The organism is Pseudomonas reidholzensis (assembly GCF_900536025.1).
GTDB classification, from domain to species: domain Bacteria; phylum Pseudomonadota; class Gammaproteobacteria; order Pseudomonadales; family Pseudomonadaceae; genus Aquipseudomonas; species Aquipseudomonas reidholzensis.
Genome location: NZ_UNOZ01000031.1, coordinates 279350 through 297093, shown reverse-complemented (window position 1 = coordinate 297093; position 17744 = coordinate 279350). Strand labels below are relative to the sequence as shown.

Below are 17744 nucleotides of genomic sequence, written 5' to 3'. Positions count from 1 at the left end.
CTTGGCTGCTATGCAGTCGATTCTCGGGGCCAGCCCGCTTCCACGAAGTCCCTGGGAAACACCAACTCCGGGCTCGGCGGGGCTTACGTGGGGCTTGCCCCGAAATGAGGCCCGCAGGGTCAAGGCCGATTCAAAGCTTGATCATCACCGACTTGAGCTCGGTGTAATGTTCGATCGCCGCCGCGCCCATTTCGCGGCCGACCCCGGACATCTTGTAGCCACCAAACGGCAGCGCCGGGTCCAGAGCACTGTGGCAATTGACCCAAACCGAACCCGACTTGATCCGCGGGATCATCCGGTGCACAGTGCCCAGATCGTTCGACCAGATACTCGCCCCCAGGCCATAGGGGTTGTCGTTGGCCATACCCACTACCTCGTCGATGTCGTCGAACGGCATGGCTACCAGCACCGGGCCGAAGATCTCTTCCTGGACCAGCCGATGCCGCTGGTCGACATCGACGATCACCGTCGGTTTGACGAAGTAGCCCGGGCCGAAGCCATCGCCACCGCAAGCGATGGTTGCACCGAGTTCGCGGCCCAGGTCGATGTAACCCGTGACCCGATCCTGCTGCCTGGCAGAAATCAAGGGGCCCATCTGCACCGCCGGGTCGAGGCCGCTACCCAGCTTCATGCTATTGGCGATCCCGGCGATGTCGGCAACCACATTGTCGAAGTGCTTGCGGTGCACGTACAGCCGCGAGCCGGCACAACACACCTGGCCCTGGTTGAAGAAGATCGCCATGGCGGCGCCGGCGGCGGCCTGTTGCAGGTTGGCGTCTGGCAGGACGATGGTCGGCGACTTGCCACCCAACTCAAGGGTGACGCGGGTCATGTTGTCCATCGCCGCTTTGCCGATCAGCTTGCCAACCTCGGTGGAGCCGGTGAATGTCAGCTTGTCCACGCTGGGGTGGCTGCTGAGTGCGGCGCCGGCGCTCAGGCCGGTGCCGGTGATCACGTTGAACACCCCGGCTGGATACCCCGCCTCATCGACCAGTTCGGCGAGCTTTAGGGCGGTCAGCGGGGTTTCGTCGGCGGGCTTGAGCACCATGGTACAGCCGCTGGCCAGGGCTGGTCCGAGCTTCCAGCAGGCCAGCAGCAGGGGGAAGTTCCAGGCGACGATGGCGCCGACCACGCCGATAGCTTCCCGGCGCACGAAGGCGTGGAATTGCTCATCGGGCATCAGCGGCATCGACGGCTCGACCGTGCTGCCTTCCAGCTTGGTCGCCCAGCCGGCCATGTAGCGCAGGAAGTCGATGGCCAATTGCACGTCCATCACCCGTGCAACGGCCGCGCTCTTGCCGTTGTTCAGGCATTCCAGCTCGGCGAGGATCTGCCCATCGCGTTCCATCAGGTCGGCGAGGCGCCACAGCAGGTTCTGGCGCTCGCGGGGCCGTACCCGGCTCCAGGCTGAATCGTCGAAGGCCTGGCGCGCAGCGGTGACCGCTCGGTCAACATCCTGCGGGTCGGCGCAGGGTACCTCACCGAGGATTTCGCCGGTGGCGGGATTTCGAAAGCTCATGCGCCGCCCGCTGGCGGCGTCCTGCCAGTCGGCGCCGATGCGCATCTGCAGTTTGCGTTCGAGGAAGGCGCGGGTAGCGGGGAGGATCGGCAGTTCGGAAAGCATGGGGGCATTGCCTCTTGTCGTTGGGCTGTGACGGGCAGTAGCGCAATGGCCGTGCCAACGTCGCAAACCCTGCTCAAACCGTTGAAGAAACTGACGATTGCTGAGGTTAAGAGGGGTGTTTGCTGCGCTGCGCTGTTGCACATTGAGACGCCGTGAGACGGTGGTGAAACAGATCGTCGCAGGTGGCTGCAGCGTCAGACCCAGGGTGCTTGTCTCAAGGTGAAACACTGCGTCGCGATATGGCACATTCCAACCCGCTCCCCGCGTCCCGAGGAGCCCTGTCACAAGTATTTAACTCTATGAAATAAAACATTTTTAAGCCGGCTGGCACGCTTCCTGTATTCACTCTGTCAAATGCACCGGCGTTACCCAAGTGTGCAAAAACGATAAGAACAACACCGTGGAGGGCTGACATTGAAGACGACTCGACTCCGGCGGCATGCGGGCAAACTGGCGCTTGTCGCCGCCGCACTGCTGGGCACCCAGGCCATTGCGGCCGAGCAAGGCCCGAGCCTGTTGCAAACCAAGTGCATGGGCTGTCATCTGCCCGAAGGCAACGACAGTTACAGCCGCATCAGCCACCAGCGCAAGACCCCTGAAGGCTGGCTGATGAGCATTGGGCGCATGCAGGTCATGCATGGCCTGCAGATCAGCGACGACGACCGCCGCACTCTGGTCAAGTACCTCGCCGACAAGCAGGGTCTGGCCCCCAGCGAAACCGACGGAGTGCGTTACGCCATGGAACGGCGGCTGAATACCGTCGAGCACTTCGATGACCGGCTGAGCCGGATGTGCGGGCGTTGCCACTCCGGTGCCCGGGTCGCCTTGCAGCGGCGACCGGCGCAGGAATGGGAACACTTGGTCAACTTTCACCTCGGCCAATGGCCGTCGCTTGAATACCAGGCGCAGGCGCGTGACCGTGACTGGCTCGACATCGCCCTCAAGCAGATGGTCCCGGATCTGGCCAAGCGCTTCCCGCTCGACAACCCCGCCTGGAGTGCCTGGGAACAGGCCAAGCCCAATGCCGAGGCACTCTCGGGCCAATGGAGTTTCGCCGGGCACATGCTCGCCAAGGGCGATGTGCGCGGGGTGATGAGCGTCACAGCCGCTGAAAGCGATACCTTCAGGGTCGAGGTCAAGGGCATCTACGCCGACGGCACGCCGTTCAACGGGAGTGGCTCGGCGATCCTCTACAACGGCTACGAATGGCGTGGCAACGTCAAGGTCGGCGAGGTCAATCTGAGGCAGGTATTCGCGGCGCTGGACGGCGAGATGAAGGGCCGCATGTATGAGGCCGAGCACGACGAACGGGGGCTGGATTTCACTGCGGTGAAGGAGGGCAAGGCGCGTCTGCTGGCAGTGCAGCCTGGGTTTATCAAGGCGGGTAGCGAAAGCGAGATCAGCCTGGTTGGCAGCGGCCTGAGCGGTAAGCCCGCCTTGGGTGAGGGGATCGAGATAATCGAGGTGCTCGAGTCCAGCCCAAGCCTGGTGCGGGTCAAGGTGCGCGCCGCCAGGGATGCCGCGCCAGGCACCCGCGAGGTCGCCCTGGGCAGCGACAGGGGCCTAACCCTGGCGGTCTACGACAAGGTCGATGAGGTCAAAGTGGTACCAGCCTTCTCAATTGCCCGGATCGGCGAGAATGGCGGTTCGACGCCCAAGGTGCAGGGCCGTTTCGAGGCCGAGGCCTGGGGCAAGGACGCCAGCGGCCAGCCGCTGCGCATCGGCTATCTGCCCGCGACGTGGAAGGTCGAGCCATTCAATGAGCGTGCCATCGAGGACGAAGACGTGAAGTTCGCCGGCAGCATGCAGGCCGACGGAGTGTTCATGCCCGCCGGTGCCGGGCCCAACCCCGAGCGCAAGATGATGACCAACAACGCTGGCAACCTCAAGGTCATCGCCCAGCTCAAGGATGGCGGCCAGCAAGGCGAGGGCCACCTGATCGTCACAGTGCAACGCTGGAACAACCCGCCCTTGCCATAGGGCGCGACCACCACACGCTAGCCGCTTTCAAGCGGGAACCCTGCTCGATTACCGGAGGTCGCCATGGGCGCACAATTGAATCTGGTCGAACGCAACCTGCACGAAGTGCAGGTGGATGCCGACCGCATGCTCTTTCACATACCCAGCAGCTCGCTGTTCACCGCGGATGCGGTCACCGGCGGCATCATCGACAGTCTGCGCCAGGAGGGTTGCTCGGCCGAAGAACTGGTGCAGCGCCTGAGCCTGCACTTCAGCGGGCAGGATATCGAGGAAACCCTGCGTGAGCTGATCGCCTTGGAAGTGGTCAGCGACGGCTCGCCGCTGACCCCCGAAATAGCCGTCAAGCAGGTCCATCGCAGTGCCTTGAACACCGTGGTGTTGAACGTCAACACCGGCTGCAATCTGAGCTGCACCTACTGCTACAAGGAAGACCTCGACAAACCCTCTGCTGGCAAGAAGATGAGCGCCGCTACCGCCGAGGCATCGGTGGAGATGCTGCTCACCGAGTCACCGGACGAAACCCGCTACAGCGTGGTGTTCTTCGGCGGGGAGCCGCTGTCCAATCGGCCGCTGATCGAGCACATGGTTGCCTACTGCGAGCGGCGTTTCGCCGAGGTCGGCAAGCAGGTGGAGTTCATCATGACCACCAATGCCACGCTGCTCACGGAGGAAATCGTCGATTGGTTGAATGCCCATCGTTTCGGCTTGTCTGTGAGCATCGACGGGCCCAAGACCGTGCACGACCGCAACCGCATTACGGTAGGCGGGCAGGGCACCTACGATGTGGTGCGGCGCAAGGCCGACATGTTGCTATCGCGCTACAACAGCCGCCCGGTCGGCGCGCGGGTGACTCTGACGCGTGGTATCACCGACGTCGAAACGATCTGGAACCACCTGTTCAATGAGCTGGGGTTCGCCGAAGTCGGCTTTGCCCCGGTGACATCTGGCGACATGTCCGACTTCAACCTGACCGGCGAGGAATTGATACAGGTGTTCGCCAACATGAAGGCGCTGGGCCGGCGCTACCTGGAGGCGGCGCTGGAGCACCGAAATATTGGCTTCTCCAACCTGCACCAATTGATCACCGACATCCACGAAGGGCACAAGAAGGCCCTGCCGTGCGGCGCTGGGCTGAAGATGCTGGCGGTCGACCACGAAGGTGAACTGAACCTCTGCCACCGCTTCACTGGCTCCAGCCTGCCGACCTTCGGCAACGTTCACCAGGGCGTCAAGCAGGCACAGCTCAACGACTTTCTATCGCAGCGCCTGGACCGCAGCAACACCGGCTGCGAAAGCTGCCGGATCCGCAACCTGTGCTCAGGCGGCTGCTACCACGAGAGCTATGCGCGCTATGGCGACCCGACCCATCCCACATATCACTACTGCGAACTGATGCGTGACTGGATCGACTTCGGCATCGAGGTCTACAGCCGCATCATGGCCGCCAACCCGGCCTTCATCGACCGTTACATCACTCCGCGCAAGGCACACTGACATGAAGCACTTGAAGCCCCTGAACAACAAGGCCCGGATCCTTGAACAGGCTGCCGCCGAGGACCGCGTCGAAGAAGTCATGGCCATGAGCGCGGTAGCCGGCTGTACTGCCACTACCGACCCTGGGTGGGAAGTCGACGCGTTTGGCGGGGTCAGCTCGCTGTGCCAGCCGATGGAAGCTGACCTGTATGGCTGCTCCGACCCATGCTGGTGGCCGGCCCAGGTGCCGGACATGATGAGCACCTACCCGGACTGGAACGCCCAGGCGAGTAACTCGCAGGACGACTGGCGCAACCTTGGCACCGTGTTCCCGAAAGACAAATGATCGGCCCGACAAGAACGACAAGGGGAAACCGCATGAAACCTGGATTCTGCGCGCAGCTCGCGCTCACCATCGCCGCCTGCGCGGGCGCCTTGCCTGCGGCACAGGCCGTCGAGGCCGGCGCTGCACTGACGCCCGGCCACGAGTACATGATCGTTACCAACTACCCGAACAACCTGCATGTGGTAGATGTCGCCAGCGACACGCTGTTCAAGTCGTGCCGCATGCCTGACGCGTTCGGCCCTGGCACCGCAATGATGGCGCCGGACAACCGCACCGCCTATGTGCTCAACAATCACTACGCCGACATCTACGGGATCGACCTGGACAGTTGCCAGACGACCTTTCACGCCAACCTGTCGAGCGTCCCGGGCGAGATCGGCAAGGCCATGTACTCGTTCGCCATCAGCCCGGATGGCCAGGAGGTGTACGCCACTGTCAACCCGACCCAGCGGCTGAATGACCACTACGTGGTCAAGCCGCCTCGCCTGGAAGTGTTCAATACCGGCGATGGCCTGAATGCCAAGCCAGTGCGCAGCTTCCCCATGCCGCGGCAGGTCTACCTCATGCGTGCCGCCGACGACGGCAGCCTGTTCGTGGCCGGGCCGGACATCTACAGGATGGATGTGAAGACCGGCAAGTACTCGGTGGCATTGCCCCTACGCAACTGGAATCGCCCCGGCTACAGCGCCCCGGACGTGCTATATTTCTGGCCGCATCAGAGCGTCCGGCACGAATTCTCGATGCTCTATACGATTGCCAAGTTCAAGGACGCCAAGCAGGACCCGGCCACCGCCGACCTGTTGTATGGCTACCTGAGTGTTGACCTCAAGACCGGCAAGACGCACACCGCGGAGTTCGCCGACCTTACCGAACTGTATTTCACCGGGCTGCGGTCGCCCAAGGATCCCAACCAGATCTACGGCGTGCTGAACCGCCTGGCGCACTACGACATCAAGCAGCGCAAGCTGATCAAGGCGGCCAATCTGGACCATACGTACTACTGCGTGGCGTTCGACCGGTCCGGTAGCAAGCTGTACCTGGGCGGCACCTTCAACGACCTGGCGGTGTTCGACCCGACTACCCTGGATAAAGTCGGCAACATCAAGCTGCCGGGTGGCGATATGTCTACCACCACGCTGCAGGTGTTTATCAGGTAACCGGTGCCGCGAACAGGTCGGCACTGACAACAACAAGAGGCCAGCATGACCCAGCCCAGCTTTACCGAAGGCCAGCAGGGCAAGCCCCTGATCCACCTGTGTATCGGCGACGCGTTCGACGCCACCGTCGCCCGATTTGCCGAGCGCGAAGCCCTCGTGGTCTGCCGCCAAGGCCTGCGCTACACCTGGCAACAACTCGCCACAGCGGTCGATCAGCACGCCCGCGCCCTCATGGCTCTAGGCGTGCAGGCCGGCGATCGCCTGGGCATCTGGGCGCCCAACTGCGCCGAGTGGTACATTACACAGTTGGCTAGTGCCAAGGTCGGTGCGATCCTGGTCAACATCAACCCGTCGTACCGCACCAGCGAGCTGGACCATGCGCTGAGCCAGTCCGGTTGCGCCTGGATCATCTGCGCCGATGCCTTCAAGAGCTCCGACTACCACGCCATGTTGCTCAGCCTGATCCCTGGGCTGGCCGACGCACAGCCCGGTGAACTCGATTGTGAGCGGCTGCCCGAGCTGCGCGGGGTGGTCAGCCTGGCCGCGAGCCCGCCCCGCGGTTTTCTCGCCTGGCGCGAGCTGCAGGGCAGGGCGGTGGCGGTGCCCCAGCAGGCGCTGGCCGTCCGCCAAGCCCAGTTGCAGTGCAATGACCCGATCAATATCCAGTACACCTCCGGCACCACCGGCTTCCCCAAGGGCGCGACCCTCAGCCACCACAACATCCTCAACAACGGCTACTGGGTAGGCGAGAGCCTGGGCCTTACCGAACACGACCGTATGGTGGTGCCGGTGCCGCTGTATCACTGCTTCGGCATGGTCATGGCCAACCTAGGCTGCATGACCCACGGCAGTACCCTGGTCTATCCCAGCGACGCCTTCGGCGCGCTGGCCACCCTGCGCGCCGTGGCCGGAGAACAAGCCACCGTATTGTATGGTGTACCGACCATGTTCATCGCCTTGCTGGATCACCCGCAGCGCGGCGAGTTCGACCTGTCCAGCCTGCGCACGGGGATCATGGCGGGCGCACCGTGCCCGATCGAAGTCATGCGGCGGGTGATCGTCGAGATGCACATGGCCGAGGTGCAGATCGCCTATGGCATGACCGAAACCAGCCCAGTGTCGCTGCAGACGTGCTCTGATGACGATCTGCAGCGCCGCGTCACCAGCGTCGGCCGGACCCAGCCGCATCTGCAGAGCAAACTCATCGATGACGCGGGCAACACAGTGCCGTACGGGCATATTGGCGAGCTGTGCACGCGCGGCTACAGCGTGATGCTCGGCTACTGGAACGACCCCAAGGCCACGGCCGAAAGCATCGACGCTGAAGGCTGGATGCATACCGGCGACCTGGCGCAGATGGATGAGGCGGGGTATGTGCGGATTGTCGGGCGCAGCAAGGACATGATCATTCGCGGCGGGGAGAACATCTATCCACGTGAGCTCGAGGAGTTTTTCTTCACCCATCCGGCGGTGGCTGATGTGCAGGTGATCGGCGTGCCCTGCAGCCGCTATGGCGAGGAAATCGTCGCCTGGGTGCGCGTGCACCCAGGGCAGGTGGTGAGCGACGAGGCGCTGCGCGAGTGGGCGAAGGCACGGGTCGCACACTTCAAGGTGCCGCGCTATTTCCACTTCGTCGATGAGTTCCCAATGACCGTGACTGGCAAGGTACAGAAGTTCAGGATGCGTGAGATCAGTCTCGAGGTATTGTTGGCGGAACGCATCACGTTGATGCGATGAAGCCTCAATCACCCAGCCAGTCGGGGCTGTTGAAGTTACTCAAACGCAGGTCGTCCTCGGCGCACTCCAACCCCTGCACCGGCTCGCGCAGCAAGGCCTTCTGCAAACTCCGCTCGCCCGCCTGCCACGCCTGCTCCAGCACCGGCAGCACACGCTGCGGCAAGACACTGAACATCGGCTGCCAATACCCACCCTGGCGCACCATGGCGACACTGTCATGGGCAACCGCCAGCGCCAGCAGGTCCTCGATCAGCGCTCGATCAATGCGCGGTGCATCGCAGGCCAGGACCACTACCCAAGCATGGCGCGCCGCCCCAAGGCCTGCGATCACACCCGCCAACGGCCCGGGAAAGCCCGTTTCGGCATCCCCGACCAACTGGTCGGCGAACGCCCCATAGGCATCTTGATTACGGTTGCAGGAGATCACCACATCATCACTCAGCGGCCGCACCACCCGCTGCACGTGCGCCACCAACGGCTCGCCTTGCCAGGCCAGCAAACCCTTGTCGCGGCCACCCATGCGCTGCCCGCGGCCACCGGCGAGGATGAGGGTGGAGCAGGGGGGCAGGCTGGCGGACATGAAAAAGGGTTCCTGGCATTCAATCCAGGAACCCTCCCATGTCACGTGTGGCTTGTCCAGTCAGCCTTCGTGGGCAACCTCGGCCAGCGGCTTGGCCTTACTCCGGCCGGCCAAGCGCATCACCACCACGAAGAACACCGGCACGAACACCACCGCCAAGGTCGCGCTGAGCATCCCGCCGATCACCCCAGTGCCGATTGCCTGCTGGCTGGCCGAGCTGGCGCCGCTGGCGATGGCCAGGGGCACCACGCCGAGGATGAACGCCAGCGAGGTCATCACGATCGGCCGCAGGCGCAGGCGTGCAGCCTGGATCGCGGCGTCCAGCGGGTCATGGCCCTGGTCGACCAGGCCCTTGGCGAACTCGATGATGAGGATGGCGTTTTTCGCCGACAGGCCGATCAAGGTGATCAAGCCGACCTTGAAGAACACGTCGTTGGGCATGCCGCGCAAGGTCACCGCCAACACCGCACCGAGAATACCCAGCGGCACCACCAGCAACACCGCGGTGGGGATCGACCAGCTCTCGTAGAGCGCCGCCAGGCAGAGGAACACCACCAGCAGCGACAGGGCCATCAGCAACGGCGCCTGGCTGCCGGACAAACGCTCCTGCAGCGACAGGCCGGTCCACTCCAGCGCGGTGCCGGTCGGCAGCTGATCGACCAGGCGCTGGACCTCGGCCATGGCGTCACCGGAGCTGTAGCCCGGCGCCGGCTCGCCGGAAATCGACACCGCCGGGTAGCCGTTATAGCGGGTCAGCTGCACCGGGCCGCTGACCCACTTGGCCTGTACGAACGCACCGAGCGGGACCATCTTGCCGCTGCTGTTGCGCACATGGATCTTCAGCAGGTCCTCGACCTGGCTGCGCTGGTCGCCTTCAGCCTGGACCACTACGCGCTGCATGCGGCCCTGGTTGGGGAAGTCGTTGACGTAGTTGGAGCCGACCGCGGTGTTCAGCACCGCGCCGATGTCGGCGAACGACACGCCCAGCGCGTTGGCCTGGCGCCGGTCGATCTCCAGCTGCACCTGTGGGCTTTCAGCCAGCGACGATTCGCGCACGTTGACCAGCACCTTGCTGTTGCGCGCGTTGGCCAGCAGGTCGTCACGCGCCGCCATCAGTTGCGCATGGCCCAGGCCGCCACGGTCCTGCAGGCGGAACTCGAAACCGGTCGATTCGCCCAGGCCATCGATGGGCGGCGGCAGTACCGAGTAGGCCACGGCGTCCTTCAACTGGCTGAACGCCCCGCTGGCGCGGTCGGCAATCGACTGGGCGCTGTCGTCGGCACCGCGCTCGGACCAATCCTTGAGCGTGGTAAAGGCGAGGGCGGCGTTCTGACCGCTACCCGAAAAGCTGAAGCCGAGGATCATCGTCGTGTTGCCCACGCCCGGCTCCTGCGCGTTGTGCGCCTCGATCTGCGCCGCAACCTCGACGGTGCGCGCGCGGCTGGCGCCCGGTGGCAACTGGATATCGGTGATCGTGTAGCCCTGGTCTTCGGTTGGCAAAAAGGCGGTCGGCAACTGGCTGAAGCCATAGCCCAGCACCGCCAGCAGCACGCCATACAGCAACAGGTAGCGGCCGCTGCGCTTGAGCGCATGCGCGACCCAGCGCTGGTAGCCGTTGCTCATGCCCTCGAAACGCCGGTTGAACCAGCCAAAGAAGCCCTTTTGCGCATGCTGATGCCCTTTGGGCAATGGCTTGAGCAGGGTGGCGCAGAGGGCCGGGGTCAGGCTCAGGGCAAGAAACGCCGAGAACAGGATCGACACCGCCATGGACACCGAGAACTGCTGGTAGATCACCCCCACCGAGCCCTGCATGAAGGCCATCGGCAGGAACACCGCGACCAGCACCAGGGTGATGCCGACGATGGCGCCGCTGATCTGGCCCATGGCCTTGCGGGTCGCCTCCTTGGGCGGCAGGCCTTCTTCGGCCATGATCCGCTCGACGTTCTCCACCACCACGATGGCATCGTCGACCAGGATGCCGATGGCCAGGACCATGCCGAACAGGGTCAGCACGTTGATCGAGAACCCCAACGCCAGCATCACCGCAAAGGTACCCATCAGCGCCACCGGCACCACCAGGGTCGGGATCAGCGTGTAGCGGATGTTCTGCAGGAACAGGAACATCACCGCAAACACCAGCAACATGGCTTCGAACAGGGTGGTGATCACCTGCTGGATCGAGACCTTGACGAAGGGCGAGGTGTCGTAGGGGATGTCGTACTTGACCCCGTCAGGGAACAGCGGCGCCAGCTGGGCCATTTTTTCCCGCACCAGGGTGGCGGTTTCCATGGCGTTGGCGCCGGGCGACAGCTGCACGGCAAAGGCGGTCGACGGCTTGCCGTTGAGGCGCGTGCCGTACTGGTACTCCTGTGCGCCGATCTCGACCCGGGCGACATCGCCGACGGTCACTGTCGAGCCGTCGGCGTTCGCCCGCAGGACGATCGCGGCGAACTCTTCGGGCAGGCTCAGCTGGCCCTTGACCACCACGTTGGCGGTGACTTCCTGGGTCGGGCGGCTGGGCAGGTCACCGATGCTGCCGGGCGCGACCTGGGCGTTCTGCGCGGCAATCGCCTCGGCGACGTCGTTGGGCGTGAGGTTGAAACCGATCAGCCGGGCCGGGTCGATCCAGATCCGCATGGCCCGTTCGGAGCCATACAGCTGGGCCTTGCCGACGCCCTTGAGGCGGCGGATTTCGTTCATCACGTTGCGCGCCAGGAGGTCGCTGAGCGCGGTTTCGTCGAGGCTGCCGTCCTCGGAGGTCAGCGTCGCCAGCAACAGGAAACCGGTCGAGACCTTCTCCACCTGCAGGCCTTGCTGGGTGACCGCCCGCGGCAGGCGCGACTCGACCACCTTGAGGCGGTTCTGCACGTCGACCTGGGCCAGGTCCGGCTGGGTGCCGGGCTGGAAGGTGGCGGTAATGGTGGCGCTGCCCAGGCTGCTCTGCGACTGGAAGTAGAGCAGGTTGTCGGCGCCATTGAGCTCCTGCTCGATCAGGCTGACCACGCTTTCGTCCATGGTCGCCGCCGAAGCGCCCGGGTACACGGCATAGATCTCGACTTGTGGCGGCGCCACGTTGGGGTACTGGGCGACCGGCAACTGCGGGATCGCCAGTGCCCCGGCGAGCAGGATGAACAGTGCCACCACCCAGGCGAACACCGGGCGGTCAATGAAGAACTGCGGCATGAATCAGGCCCTCACTGGCCGTTGTGCTGGACGATGGGAAGCGCGCCGGTGTCGACCCGGACCTGGTCGCCGGCCTTGACGTGCTGCAGGCCCTCGACCACCACGCGCTCGCCGGGCACCAGGCCTTCGCTGACGATCCAGCGGTCGCCCTGGGCATTGCCCAGCACCACCTGGCGTTCGCTGATGCGGGTCTGCGCGTCCACCACCAGTACCTTCGGCACGCCGGCGCTGTCACGCAGGATGGCCCGCTGCGGCACGCTGATGCCCTTGGGCTGCACCGCCTGCTCCAGGCGCACCCGCACGTAGCTGCCGGGCAGCAGGTCGAGGTCGGGGTTGGGGAACTCGCTGCGCAGGGTGATCTGGTTGGTGCTCGGGTCGACACTGATGTCGGAGAACAGCAGCTTGCCCGCCAGCGGGTAGGCACTGCCGTCGTCTTCGATCAAGGTGGCCTTGGCCTGGCCATCGCCCACCTGGCTCAGCTCGCCGGCGCGCAAGGCGCGGCGCAGGGCGTTGAGCTCGCGGGTCGACTGGCTGACGTCGGCATGGATCGGGTCCAGTTGCTGGATGATCGCCAGCGGGGTGCTCTCGTTCTGCCCGACCAGCGCCCCTTCGGTGACCAGCGCGCGGCCGATGCGCCCGGAAATCGGCGCGGTGACCGTGGCATAGCCCAGGTTGAGCCGGCTGCGCTCCAGCGCGGCCTTGGCCGAGGCGACTTCGGCGTCGGCCTGGAGGAAGGCGGCGCGGGCGTTGTCGTACTCCTGGCGGCTGACCGCCTTGTCGTCGACCAGTTGGCGGTAGCGTTGCTCCTGCAGACGCGCCTGGTACTGCGTGGCCTCGGCCTTGGCCAGGGCGGCACGCGCACTGTCGTGGTCGGCCTTGAACGGCGCCGGATCGATCAGGAACAGCACCGCACCCTGCTTGACGTCGCTGCCTTCGCGGTACATCCGCTTGAGCACCACGCCGGCGACCCGCGCGCGCACCTCGGCAGTACGCGGCGCGAGCAGCCTGCCGCTGAGTTCAGTGCTGATCGCCAGCGCCTGGACCTGCACGGTCTCGACCCGCACGTGCGGGGGCGGGGCGGTGGGCTCGGTGTCGGCGGCATCGTTGCAACCGGCGAGCAACAGGGGGAGCAGCGCCAGTGGCACCAGGCGGCGCAGGCGGGAGGGCAGATAGATAGACATACGGAGCTTCCGAGGATGACCCGGCTATGCTAAAGCAGTCGTTCACGCCGTGGGTGTGAAGCACTGTAGGACGTGTGTGAAAAAGTGTAAGGAATCGCCCTGGCTGTGCGTAGGGTTCTATATCCTGCCTCCCATCCTTTTTCTGTCAATCCACCTATGCCCAACATTCTCCTGGTCGAAGACGACAGCGCGCTGGCCGAGCTGATCGCCAGCTACCTGCAACGCAACGACTTCCACGTCCGAGTGATCGCCCGCGGCGACCATGTGCTGGACGCCTTTCGCCGACAGAAACCCGACCTGGTGATACTCGACCTGATGCTCCCGGGCCTCGACGGCCTGCAGGTCTGCCGCTTGCTGCGCCAGGAGTCGCAAGGCCTGCCGATCCTCATGCTGACCGCGCGCGACGACAGCCACGACCAGGTGCTGGGCCTGGAAATGGGCGCCGACGACTACGTCACCAAACCCTGTGAGCCGCGCGTGCTGCTCGCCCGCGTGCGCACCTTGCTGCGCCGCAGCAGCATCAACGAGCCGCGCCTGGAGAGCGACCTGATCCAGGTCGGTGGGCTGCGCATCGACCTTGCCGAGCGCAGCGTGAGCTGGCGTGGCGATGAGGTGGAGTTGTCCAGCGGCGAATACAACCTGCTGGTAGTGCTGGCGCGCAACGCCGGTGAAGTGCTCAGCCGCGACCGCATTCTCCAGCAACTGCGCGGCATCGAGTTCAACGGCACTGATCGTTCGGTCGACGTGGCCATTTCCAAGTTGCGCCGCAAGTTCGACGACAGCGCCGGCGAAGCGCGCAAGATCAAGACCGTGTGGGGCAAGGGTTACCTGTTCAGCCGGGTCGAGTGGGAGTTCTGAACGCATCATGCTGAAGATCCTGGTGCGCCTGTACCTGGTGATCATCGTCGCCTATGCCGGTGCCTTGCTGTTGATTCCCGACGCCATCGTCGGGGCCTTCCATGAGCGCTTCATGGCCTACAACCTGGACCAGGCCAAAGGCGTCCAGGGCTTGATCGTTCGCCAGTTCCACCAAGTGCCGCGTGAGCAGTGGCCGGCCGTCCAGAGTGAACTGGCGGCGAGCTTCGCGCCGTTGCAGGTGGAGCTGCTGAGCTGGGAACAGGCGCAGCTCTCGGTGGCCGAGCGGGCCCGCCTGGAGCACGGCCTGAACGTGGTGCGCATCGGCGACTGGGGCTATTACCGCACGGCCCTGGCGCCGCTCGACCAGGACTGGCTGGTGAGCTTGCACAACCCGCCGGACCCGGTCGACATCAATGTCTTGTCGTGGGGGGTGACGGTGCTGATCGGCGCGGCCATGCTCGGTTGCCTGCTGGTCTGGGTGTGGCCGCACTGGCGCGACCTCGAGCGCCTCAAGGAAACCGCACGGCGCCTGGGCCAGGGGCAGATGGCCGAGCGCACGCAGATTTCCGCGCACTCGAACATCGGCGCGCTGGCCGGGGTGTTCGACACCATGGCCGGTGACCTCGAGCGCCACGTCAACGAGCAGCGCGAGCTGCTCAATGCGGTGTCGCACGAGTTGCGCACGCCGTTGACCCGCCTCGACTTCGGCCTGGTGCTGTTGTTTGACGAGGTGCCGCCGGCCAGCCGCAAGCGCTTGCTGGAGCTGGTCGGGCATGTGCGTGAGCTGGATGAGCTGGTGCTCGAGTTGCTGTCCTACAGCCGCCTGCAGAATGCCGACCAGGCCCGCGAGCGGGTCGAGGTGTCGTTGCTTGAGCTGGTCGACAGCGTACTCGGCGGCTTCGCCGAAGAGCTCGACGGCCGTGGCATCCGCTGGGAAGTGCGCGCTGAGAGCCACTTGCCACGCTTTGTCCTCGACCCGCGGCTGACCGCGCGGGCGGTACAGAACCTGGTGCGCAATGCCATGCGTTACTGCGATGAAGCGTTGCTGCTGCGCCTGCGGCTCGAAGAGGACGGCGCCTGCCTGCTGACCGTCGAGGATGACGGGATCGGTATCCCGGTCGAGGAGCGTGAACGGATCTTCCAGCCGTTCTATCGGCTGGATCGCAGCCGTGATCGCAATACCGGTGGCTTCGGCCTGGGCCTGGCCATCAGCCGACGGGCGATCGAAGGGCAGGGCGGCACGCTCACCGTGGCGCAGTCGGCGTTGGGTGGGGCGCAATTCAGGATCCGCCTGCCAGCGGGATGACTGGCCGGTTGAACATCGGTGGTAACCGGCGTACCGTTTCTGTCCGCTTTCCCCCAGGAGCAGTCCATGCAAGGCAAGGCCCGCAAGATCGTCCAGGCGATCTGTTACGAGATCATCGCCGTCGCCTGTGTGGCCCCCGCGCTGTCACTCATGTTCGATGCCGGGATGTCCCATTCGACGGCGCTCGCGGCCTTGATGTCGGGTATCGCGATGAGCTGGAACATGGGCTACAACTGGGCCTTCGAGCGCTGGGAGGCACGCCAGCAGCGCCGCAGCCGGACCTTTCTGCGGCGGGTGCTGCATGCCTTGGGGTTCGAGGGCGGGCTGGTGCTGATCCTGCTGCCGCTGGTGGCGTTCTGGCTGGACATCAGCCTGTGGGCGGCGCTGCTGACCAACCTCGCGCTGTTCGTGTTCTTCTTTCTCTACGCGTTCGTCTTCCAGTGGGGCTTCGACAAGGTGTTCGACGTGCCGGTCTCGGCCCAAGAGGCCAAGTGTTGACTTCCTGTGCCTGGGCAGGCTAAGTTCCTTGCCCATGAATACCTCCCCGCAGCGTCGCGCCCTGAGCATTATTATTACCGCCATTATCGGATTGGCGGGCTAGCGCGTACGTGCACCTAACCCGCCCTGGAGGCGGGTTTTTTCTCTCTGACTCCTTGGCAAGCTACTACCACCAGGAGTCATCGATGAGCAATCTCAGCGTCACCCCGCGTTCTGCCACTTCGCCGCAACAACTGCTGTCGGAGCAGGTTCGGCGCATTCTTGCCGCGCCGGTGTACGACCTGGCCATCGAGACCCCCTTGCAAGCCGCCCCTGCGCTGTCGGCCAGCCTTGGCAACCAGGTGCTGCTGAAACGCGAGGACCTGCAGCCGACCTTTTCCTTCAAGATCCGTGGCGCCTACACCCGGCTGTCACGGTTGACCAGCGCCCAGCGCGAACGGGGCGTGATCACCGCCTCCGCAGGCAACCACGCACAGGGCGTGGCGCTGGCCGCCGCACACCTGGGCATGCGCGCGACGATCGTCATGCCGACCACCACGCCGACCTTGAAGATCGAGGGCGTGCGCTCGCGCGGCGGTCAGGTGGTGCTACACGGCGAGAGCTTCCCGCATGCGTTGGCCCATGCCCTGAAACTCGCCGACGAGCAGGGCGCCACCTTCGTGCCGCCGTTCGACGACCCGGACGTGATCGCCGGGCAGGGCACGGTGGCGATGGAAATCCTCCGCCAGCACCCCGGCGCGCTGGATGCGATCTTCGTGCCGGTGGGCGGCGGTGGCCTGATCGCGGGGATCGCCGCCTACGTCAAGTACCTGCGCCCCGAGGTCAAGGTGATCGGCGTCGAACCGGAAGACTCCAACTGCTTGCAGGCTGCCCTGGCGGCGGGCGAGCGGGTGATCCTGCCGCAGGTCGGGACCTTTGCCGATGGCGTGGCGGTGGCGCAGGTCGGGGCGCATTGCTTCGAGTTGTGCCGGCACTTCGTCGATGAGGTGATCACTGTCAGCAGCGATGAGCTGTGCGCCGCGATCAAGGACATCTACGACGACACCCGTTCGATCACCGAGCCGTCTGGCGCCTTGGCGGTGGCCGGGATCAAGAAGTACGTCGCCCGTGAAGCTGCGCAGGGGCAGACCCTGGTGGCGATCGACTCGGGCGCCAACGTCAACTTCGACCGCTTGCGCCATGTCGCCGAGCGCGCCGAGCTGGGTGAGCAGCGCGAGGCGATCATCGCCGTGACCATCCCCGAGCAGCCGGGCAGTTTCCGCGCGTTCTGCCAGGCGCTGGGCAAGCGCCAGATCACCGAGTTCAACTACCGCTATTACCCCGGCAAGGAGGCACGGCTGTTCGTCGGCGTGCAGACTCACCCGCTCACCGACCCGCGTGACCAGTTGCTGGCCAGCCTGCGTGGGCAGGGCTACAACGTGCTCGACCTGACCGACAACGAACTGGCCAAGTTGCACGTGCGCCATACCGTCGGCGGGCATGCCGCGCCGGGCAGCGATGAGCGGGTGTTGCGCTTCGAGTTTCCTGAGCGGCCGGGGGCGTTGCTGGGCTTCCTCGAACGGCTGGGCAAGCGTTGGAATATCAGCCTGTTCCATTACCGTAACCATGGTGCGGCCGAGGCGCGGGTGTTTGCTGCGTTGGAGGTGCCGGGGGATGAGCTGGGCGGGTTGCCTGGGGCTTTGGACGAGATGGGCTATCGGTATTGGGACGAGACAGAGAATCCGGCGTACCGGTTGTTCCTGGGGTGATTAGGGGGCATCGCGGGTGCTAGCCACAGGCTTCTCGGGCGTCCTTGAGATCGAGCGCCGCCCGCGCGGCGCT

Annotated in this window: 13 protein-coding genes; 9 read left to right on the top strand and 4 right to left on the bottom strand. The window is 64.9% G+C overall.

From position 1 onward, the window contains the following. Positions 1–130: 130 nt before the first annotated feature. Positions 131–1624 carry an aldehyde dehydrogenase family protein gene (locus CCOS865_RS23570; protein WP_119145378.1) on the bottom strand — a complete coding sequence of 498 codons (1494 nt, stop codon included), beginning with the start codon at positions 1622–1624 and terminating at the stop codon, positions 131–133. Positions 1625–2038: 414 nt separating this feature from the next. On the opposite strand from CCOS865_RS23570, the gene peaA reads away from it, so the two are divergent. The 5 genes from peaA to CCOS865_RS23545 all read left to right on the top strand — a co-directional run bounded on the left by peaA (position 2039) and on the right by CCOS865_RS23545 (position 8317). Beyond that, positions 2039–3604 carry a quinohemoprotein amine dehydrogenase subunit alpha gene (gene peaA, locus CCOS865_RS23565; protein WP_119145376.1) on the top strand — a complete coding sequence of 522 codons (1566 nt, stop codon included), beginning with the start codon at positions 2039–2041 and terminating at the stop codon, positions 3602–3604. Between the two features lie 63 nt (positions 3605–3667). After that, positions 3668–5098: a quinohemoprotein amine dehydrogenase maturation protein gene (gene peaB, locus CCOS865_RS23560; protein WP_119145374.1), complete on the top strand. Its 1431-nt coding sequence runs from the start codon at positions 3668–3670 to the stop codon at positions 5096–5098. 1 nt (position 5099) lies between these two features. Beyond that, complete coding sequence (gene qhpC, locus CCOS865_RS23555; protein ID WP_119145372.1) at positions 5100–5423, top strand: quinohemoprotein amine dehydrogenase subunit gamma; 324 nt, start codon at positions 5100–5102, stop codon at positions 5421–5423. Between the two features lie 32 nt (positions 5424–5455). Next, the gene (gene peaD / locus CCOS865_RS23550; protein WP_119145370.1) at positions 5456–6580 is read left to right on the top strand and encodes a quinohemoprotein amine dehydrogenase subunit beta; all 1125 of its coding nucleotides are present in this window, start codon (positions 5456–5458) and stop codon (positions 6578–6580) included. Positions 6581–6625: 45 nt separating this feature from the next. Then, positions 6626–8317 (top strand): AMP-binding protein, encoded by a 1692-nt coding sequence (locus CCOS865_RS23545; RefSeq protein WP_119145368.1) that lies wholly within the window; start codon positions 6626–6628, stop codon positions 8315–8317. A gap of 4 nt (positions 8318–8321) precedes the next feature. Here CCOS865_RS23545 and mobA read toward each other — a convergent pair whose 3' ends face one another. The 3 genes from mobA to CCOS865_RS23530 are packed head-to-tail and all read right to left on the bottom strand — an operon-like array spanning position 8322 to position 13261. Then, positions 8322–8897, bottom strand: a complete 576-nt coding sequence (gene mobA / locus CCOS865_RS23540; RefSeq protein WP_119145366.1) for a molybdenum cofactor guanylyltransferase MobA — start codon at positions 8895–8897, stop codon at positions 8322–8324. 60 nt (positions 8898–8957) lie between these two features. Continuing rightward, the gene (locus tag CCOS865_RS23535) at positions 8958–12080 is read right to left on the bottom strand and encodes an efflux RND transporter permease subunit (protein ID WP_119145364.1); all 3123 of its coding nucleotides are present in this window, start codon (positions 12078–12080) and stop codon (positions 8958–8960) included. Between the two features lie 11 nt (positions 12081–12091). After that, positions 12092–13261: an efflux RND transporter periplasmic adaptor subunit gene (locus CCOS865_RS23530; RefSeq protein ID WP_119145362.1), complete on the bottom strand. Its 1170-nt coding sequence runs from the start codon at positions 13259–13261 to the stop codon at positions 12092–12094. A gap of 156 nt (positions 13262–13417) precedes the next feature. Between CCOS865_RS23530 and CCOS865_RS23525 the strand changes: the two genes are divergently transcribed. The 4 genes from CCOS865_RS23525 to ilvA all read left to right on the top strand — a co-directional run bounded on the left by CCOS865_RS23525 (position 13418) and on the right by ilvA (position 17671). After that, positions 13418–14119: a response regulator gene (locus CCOS865_RS23525; RefSeq protein ID WP_119145360.1), complete on the top strand. Its 702-nt coding sequence runs from the start codon at positions 13418–13420 to the stop codon at positions 14117–14119. A 7-nt stretch (positions 14120–14126) separates the two neighbouring features. Further along, positions 14127–15425, top strand: a complete 1299-nt coding sequence (locus CCOS865_RS23520; protein WP_119145358.1) for an ATP-binding protein — start codon at positions 14127–14129, stop codon at positions 15423–15425. Positions 15426–15491: 66 nt separating this feature from the next. Further along, positions 15492–15923 (top strand): PACE efflux transporter, encoded by a 432-nt coding sequence (locus tag CCOS865_RS23515; protein ID WP_119145356.1) that lies wholly within the window; start codon positions 15492–15494, stop codon positions 15921–15923. 185 nt (positions 15924–16108) lie between these two features. Further along, complete coding sequence (gene ilvA / locus CCOS865_RS23510; RefSeq protein WP_119145354.1) at positions 16109–17671, top strand: threonine ammonia-lyase, biosynthetic; 1563 nt, start codon at positions 16109–16111, stop codon at positions 17669–17671. Positions 17672–17744 lie beyond the last annotated feature (73 nt).

Excerpts from the sequence above, each read along its gene's own strand:
- CCOS865_RS23570 (WP_119145378.1), bottom strand. The coding sequence starts at position 1,624 with ATGCTTTCCGAACTGCCGATCCTCCCCGCTACCCGCGCCTTCCTCGAA.
- peaB (WP_119145374.1), top strand. The coding sequence starts at position 3,668 with ATGGGCGCACAATTGAATCTGGTCGAACGCAACCTGCACGAAGTGCAG.
- qhpC (WP_119145372.1), top strand. The coding sequence starts at position 5,100 with ATGAAGCACTTGAAGCCCCTGAACAACAAGGCCCGGATCCTTGAACAG.
- peaD (WP_119145370.1), top strand. The coding sequence starts at position 5,456 with ATGAAACCTGGATTCTGCGCGCAGCTCGCGCTCACCATCGCCGCCTGC.
- CCOS865_RS23545 (WP_119145368.1), top strand. The coding sequence starts at position 6,626 with ATGACCCAGCCCAGCTTTACCGAAGGCCAGCAGGGCAAGCCCCTGATC.
- mobA (WP_119145366.1), bottom strand. The coding sequence starts at position 8,897 with ATGTCCGCCAGCCTGCCCCCCTGCTCCACCCTCATCCTCGCCGGTGGC.
- CCOS865_RS23535 (WP_119145364.1), bottom strand. The coding sequence starts at position 12,080 with ATGCCGCAGTTCTTCATTGACCGCCCGGTGTTCGCCTGGGTGGTGGCA.
- CCOS865_RS23530 (WP_119145362.1), bottom strand. The coding sequence starts at position 13,261 with ATGTCTATCTATCTGCCCTCCCGCCTGCGCCGCCTGGTGCCACTGGCG.
- CCOS865_RS23525 (WP_119145360.1), top strand. The coding sequence starts at position 13,418 with ATGCCCAACATTCTCCTGGTCGAAGACGACAGCGCGCTGGCCGAGCTG.
- CCOS865_RS23520 (WP_119145358.1), top strand. The coding sequence starts at position 14,127 with ATGCTGAAGATCCTGGTGCGCCTGTACCTGGTGATCATCGTCGCCTAT.
- CCOS865_RS23515 (WP_119145356.1), top strand. The coding sequence starts at position 15,492 with ATGCAAGGCAAGGCCCGCAAGATCGTCCAGGCGATCTGTTACGAGATC.
- ilvA (WP_119145354.1), top strand. The coding sequence starts at position 16,109 with ATGAGCAATCTCAGCGTCACCCCGCGTTCTGCCACTTCGCCGCAACAA.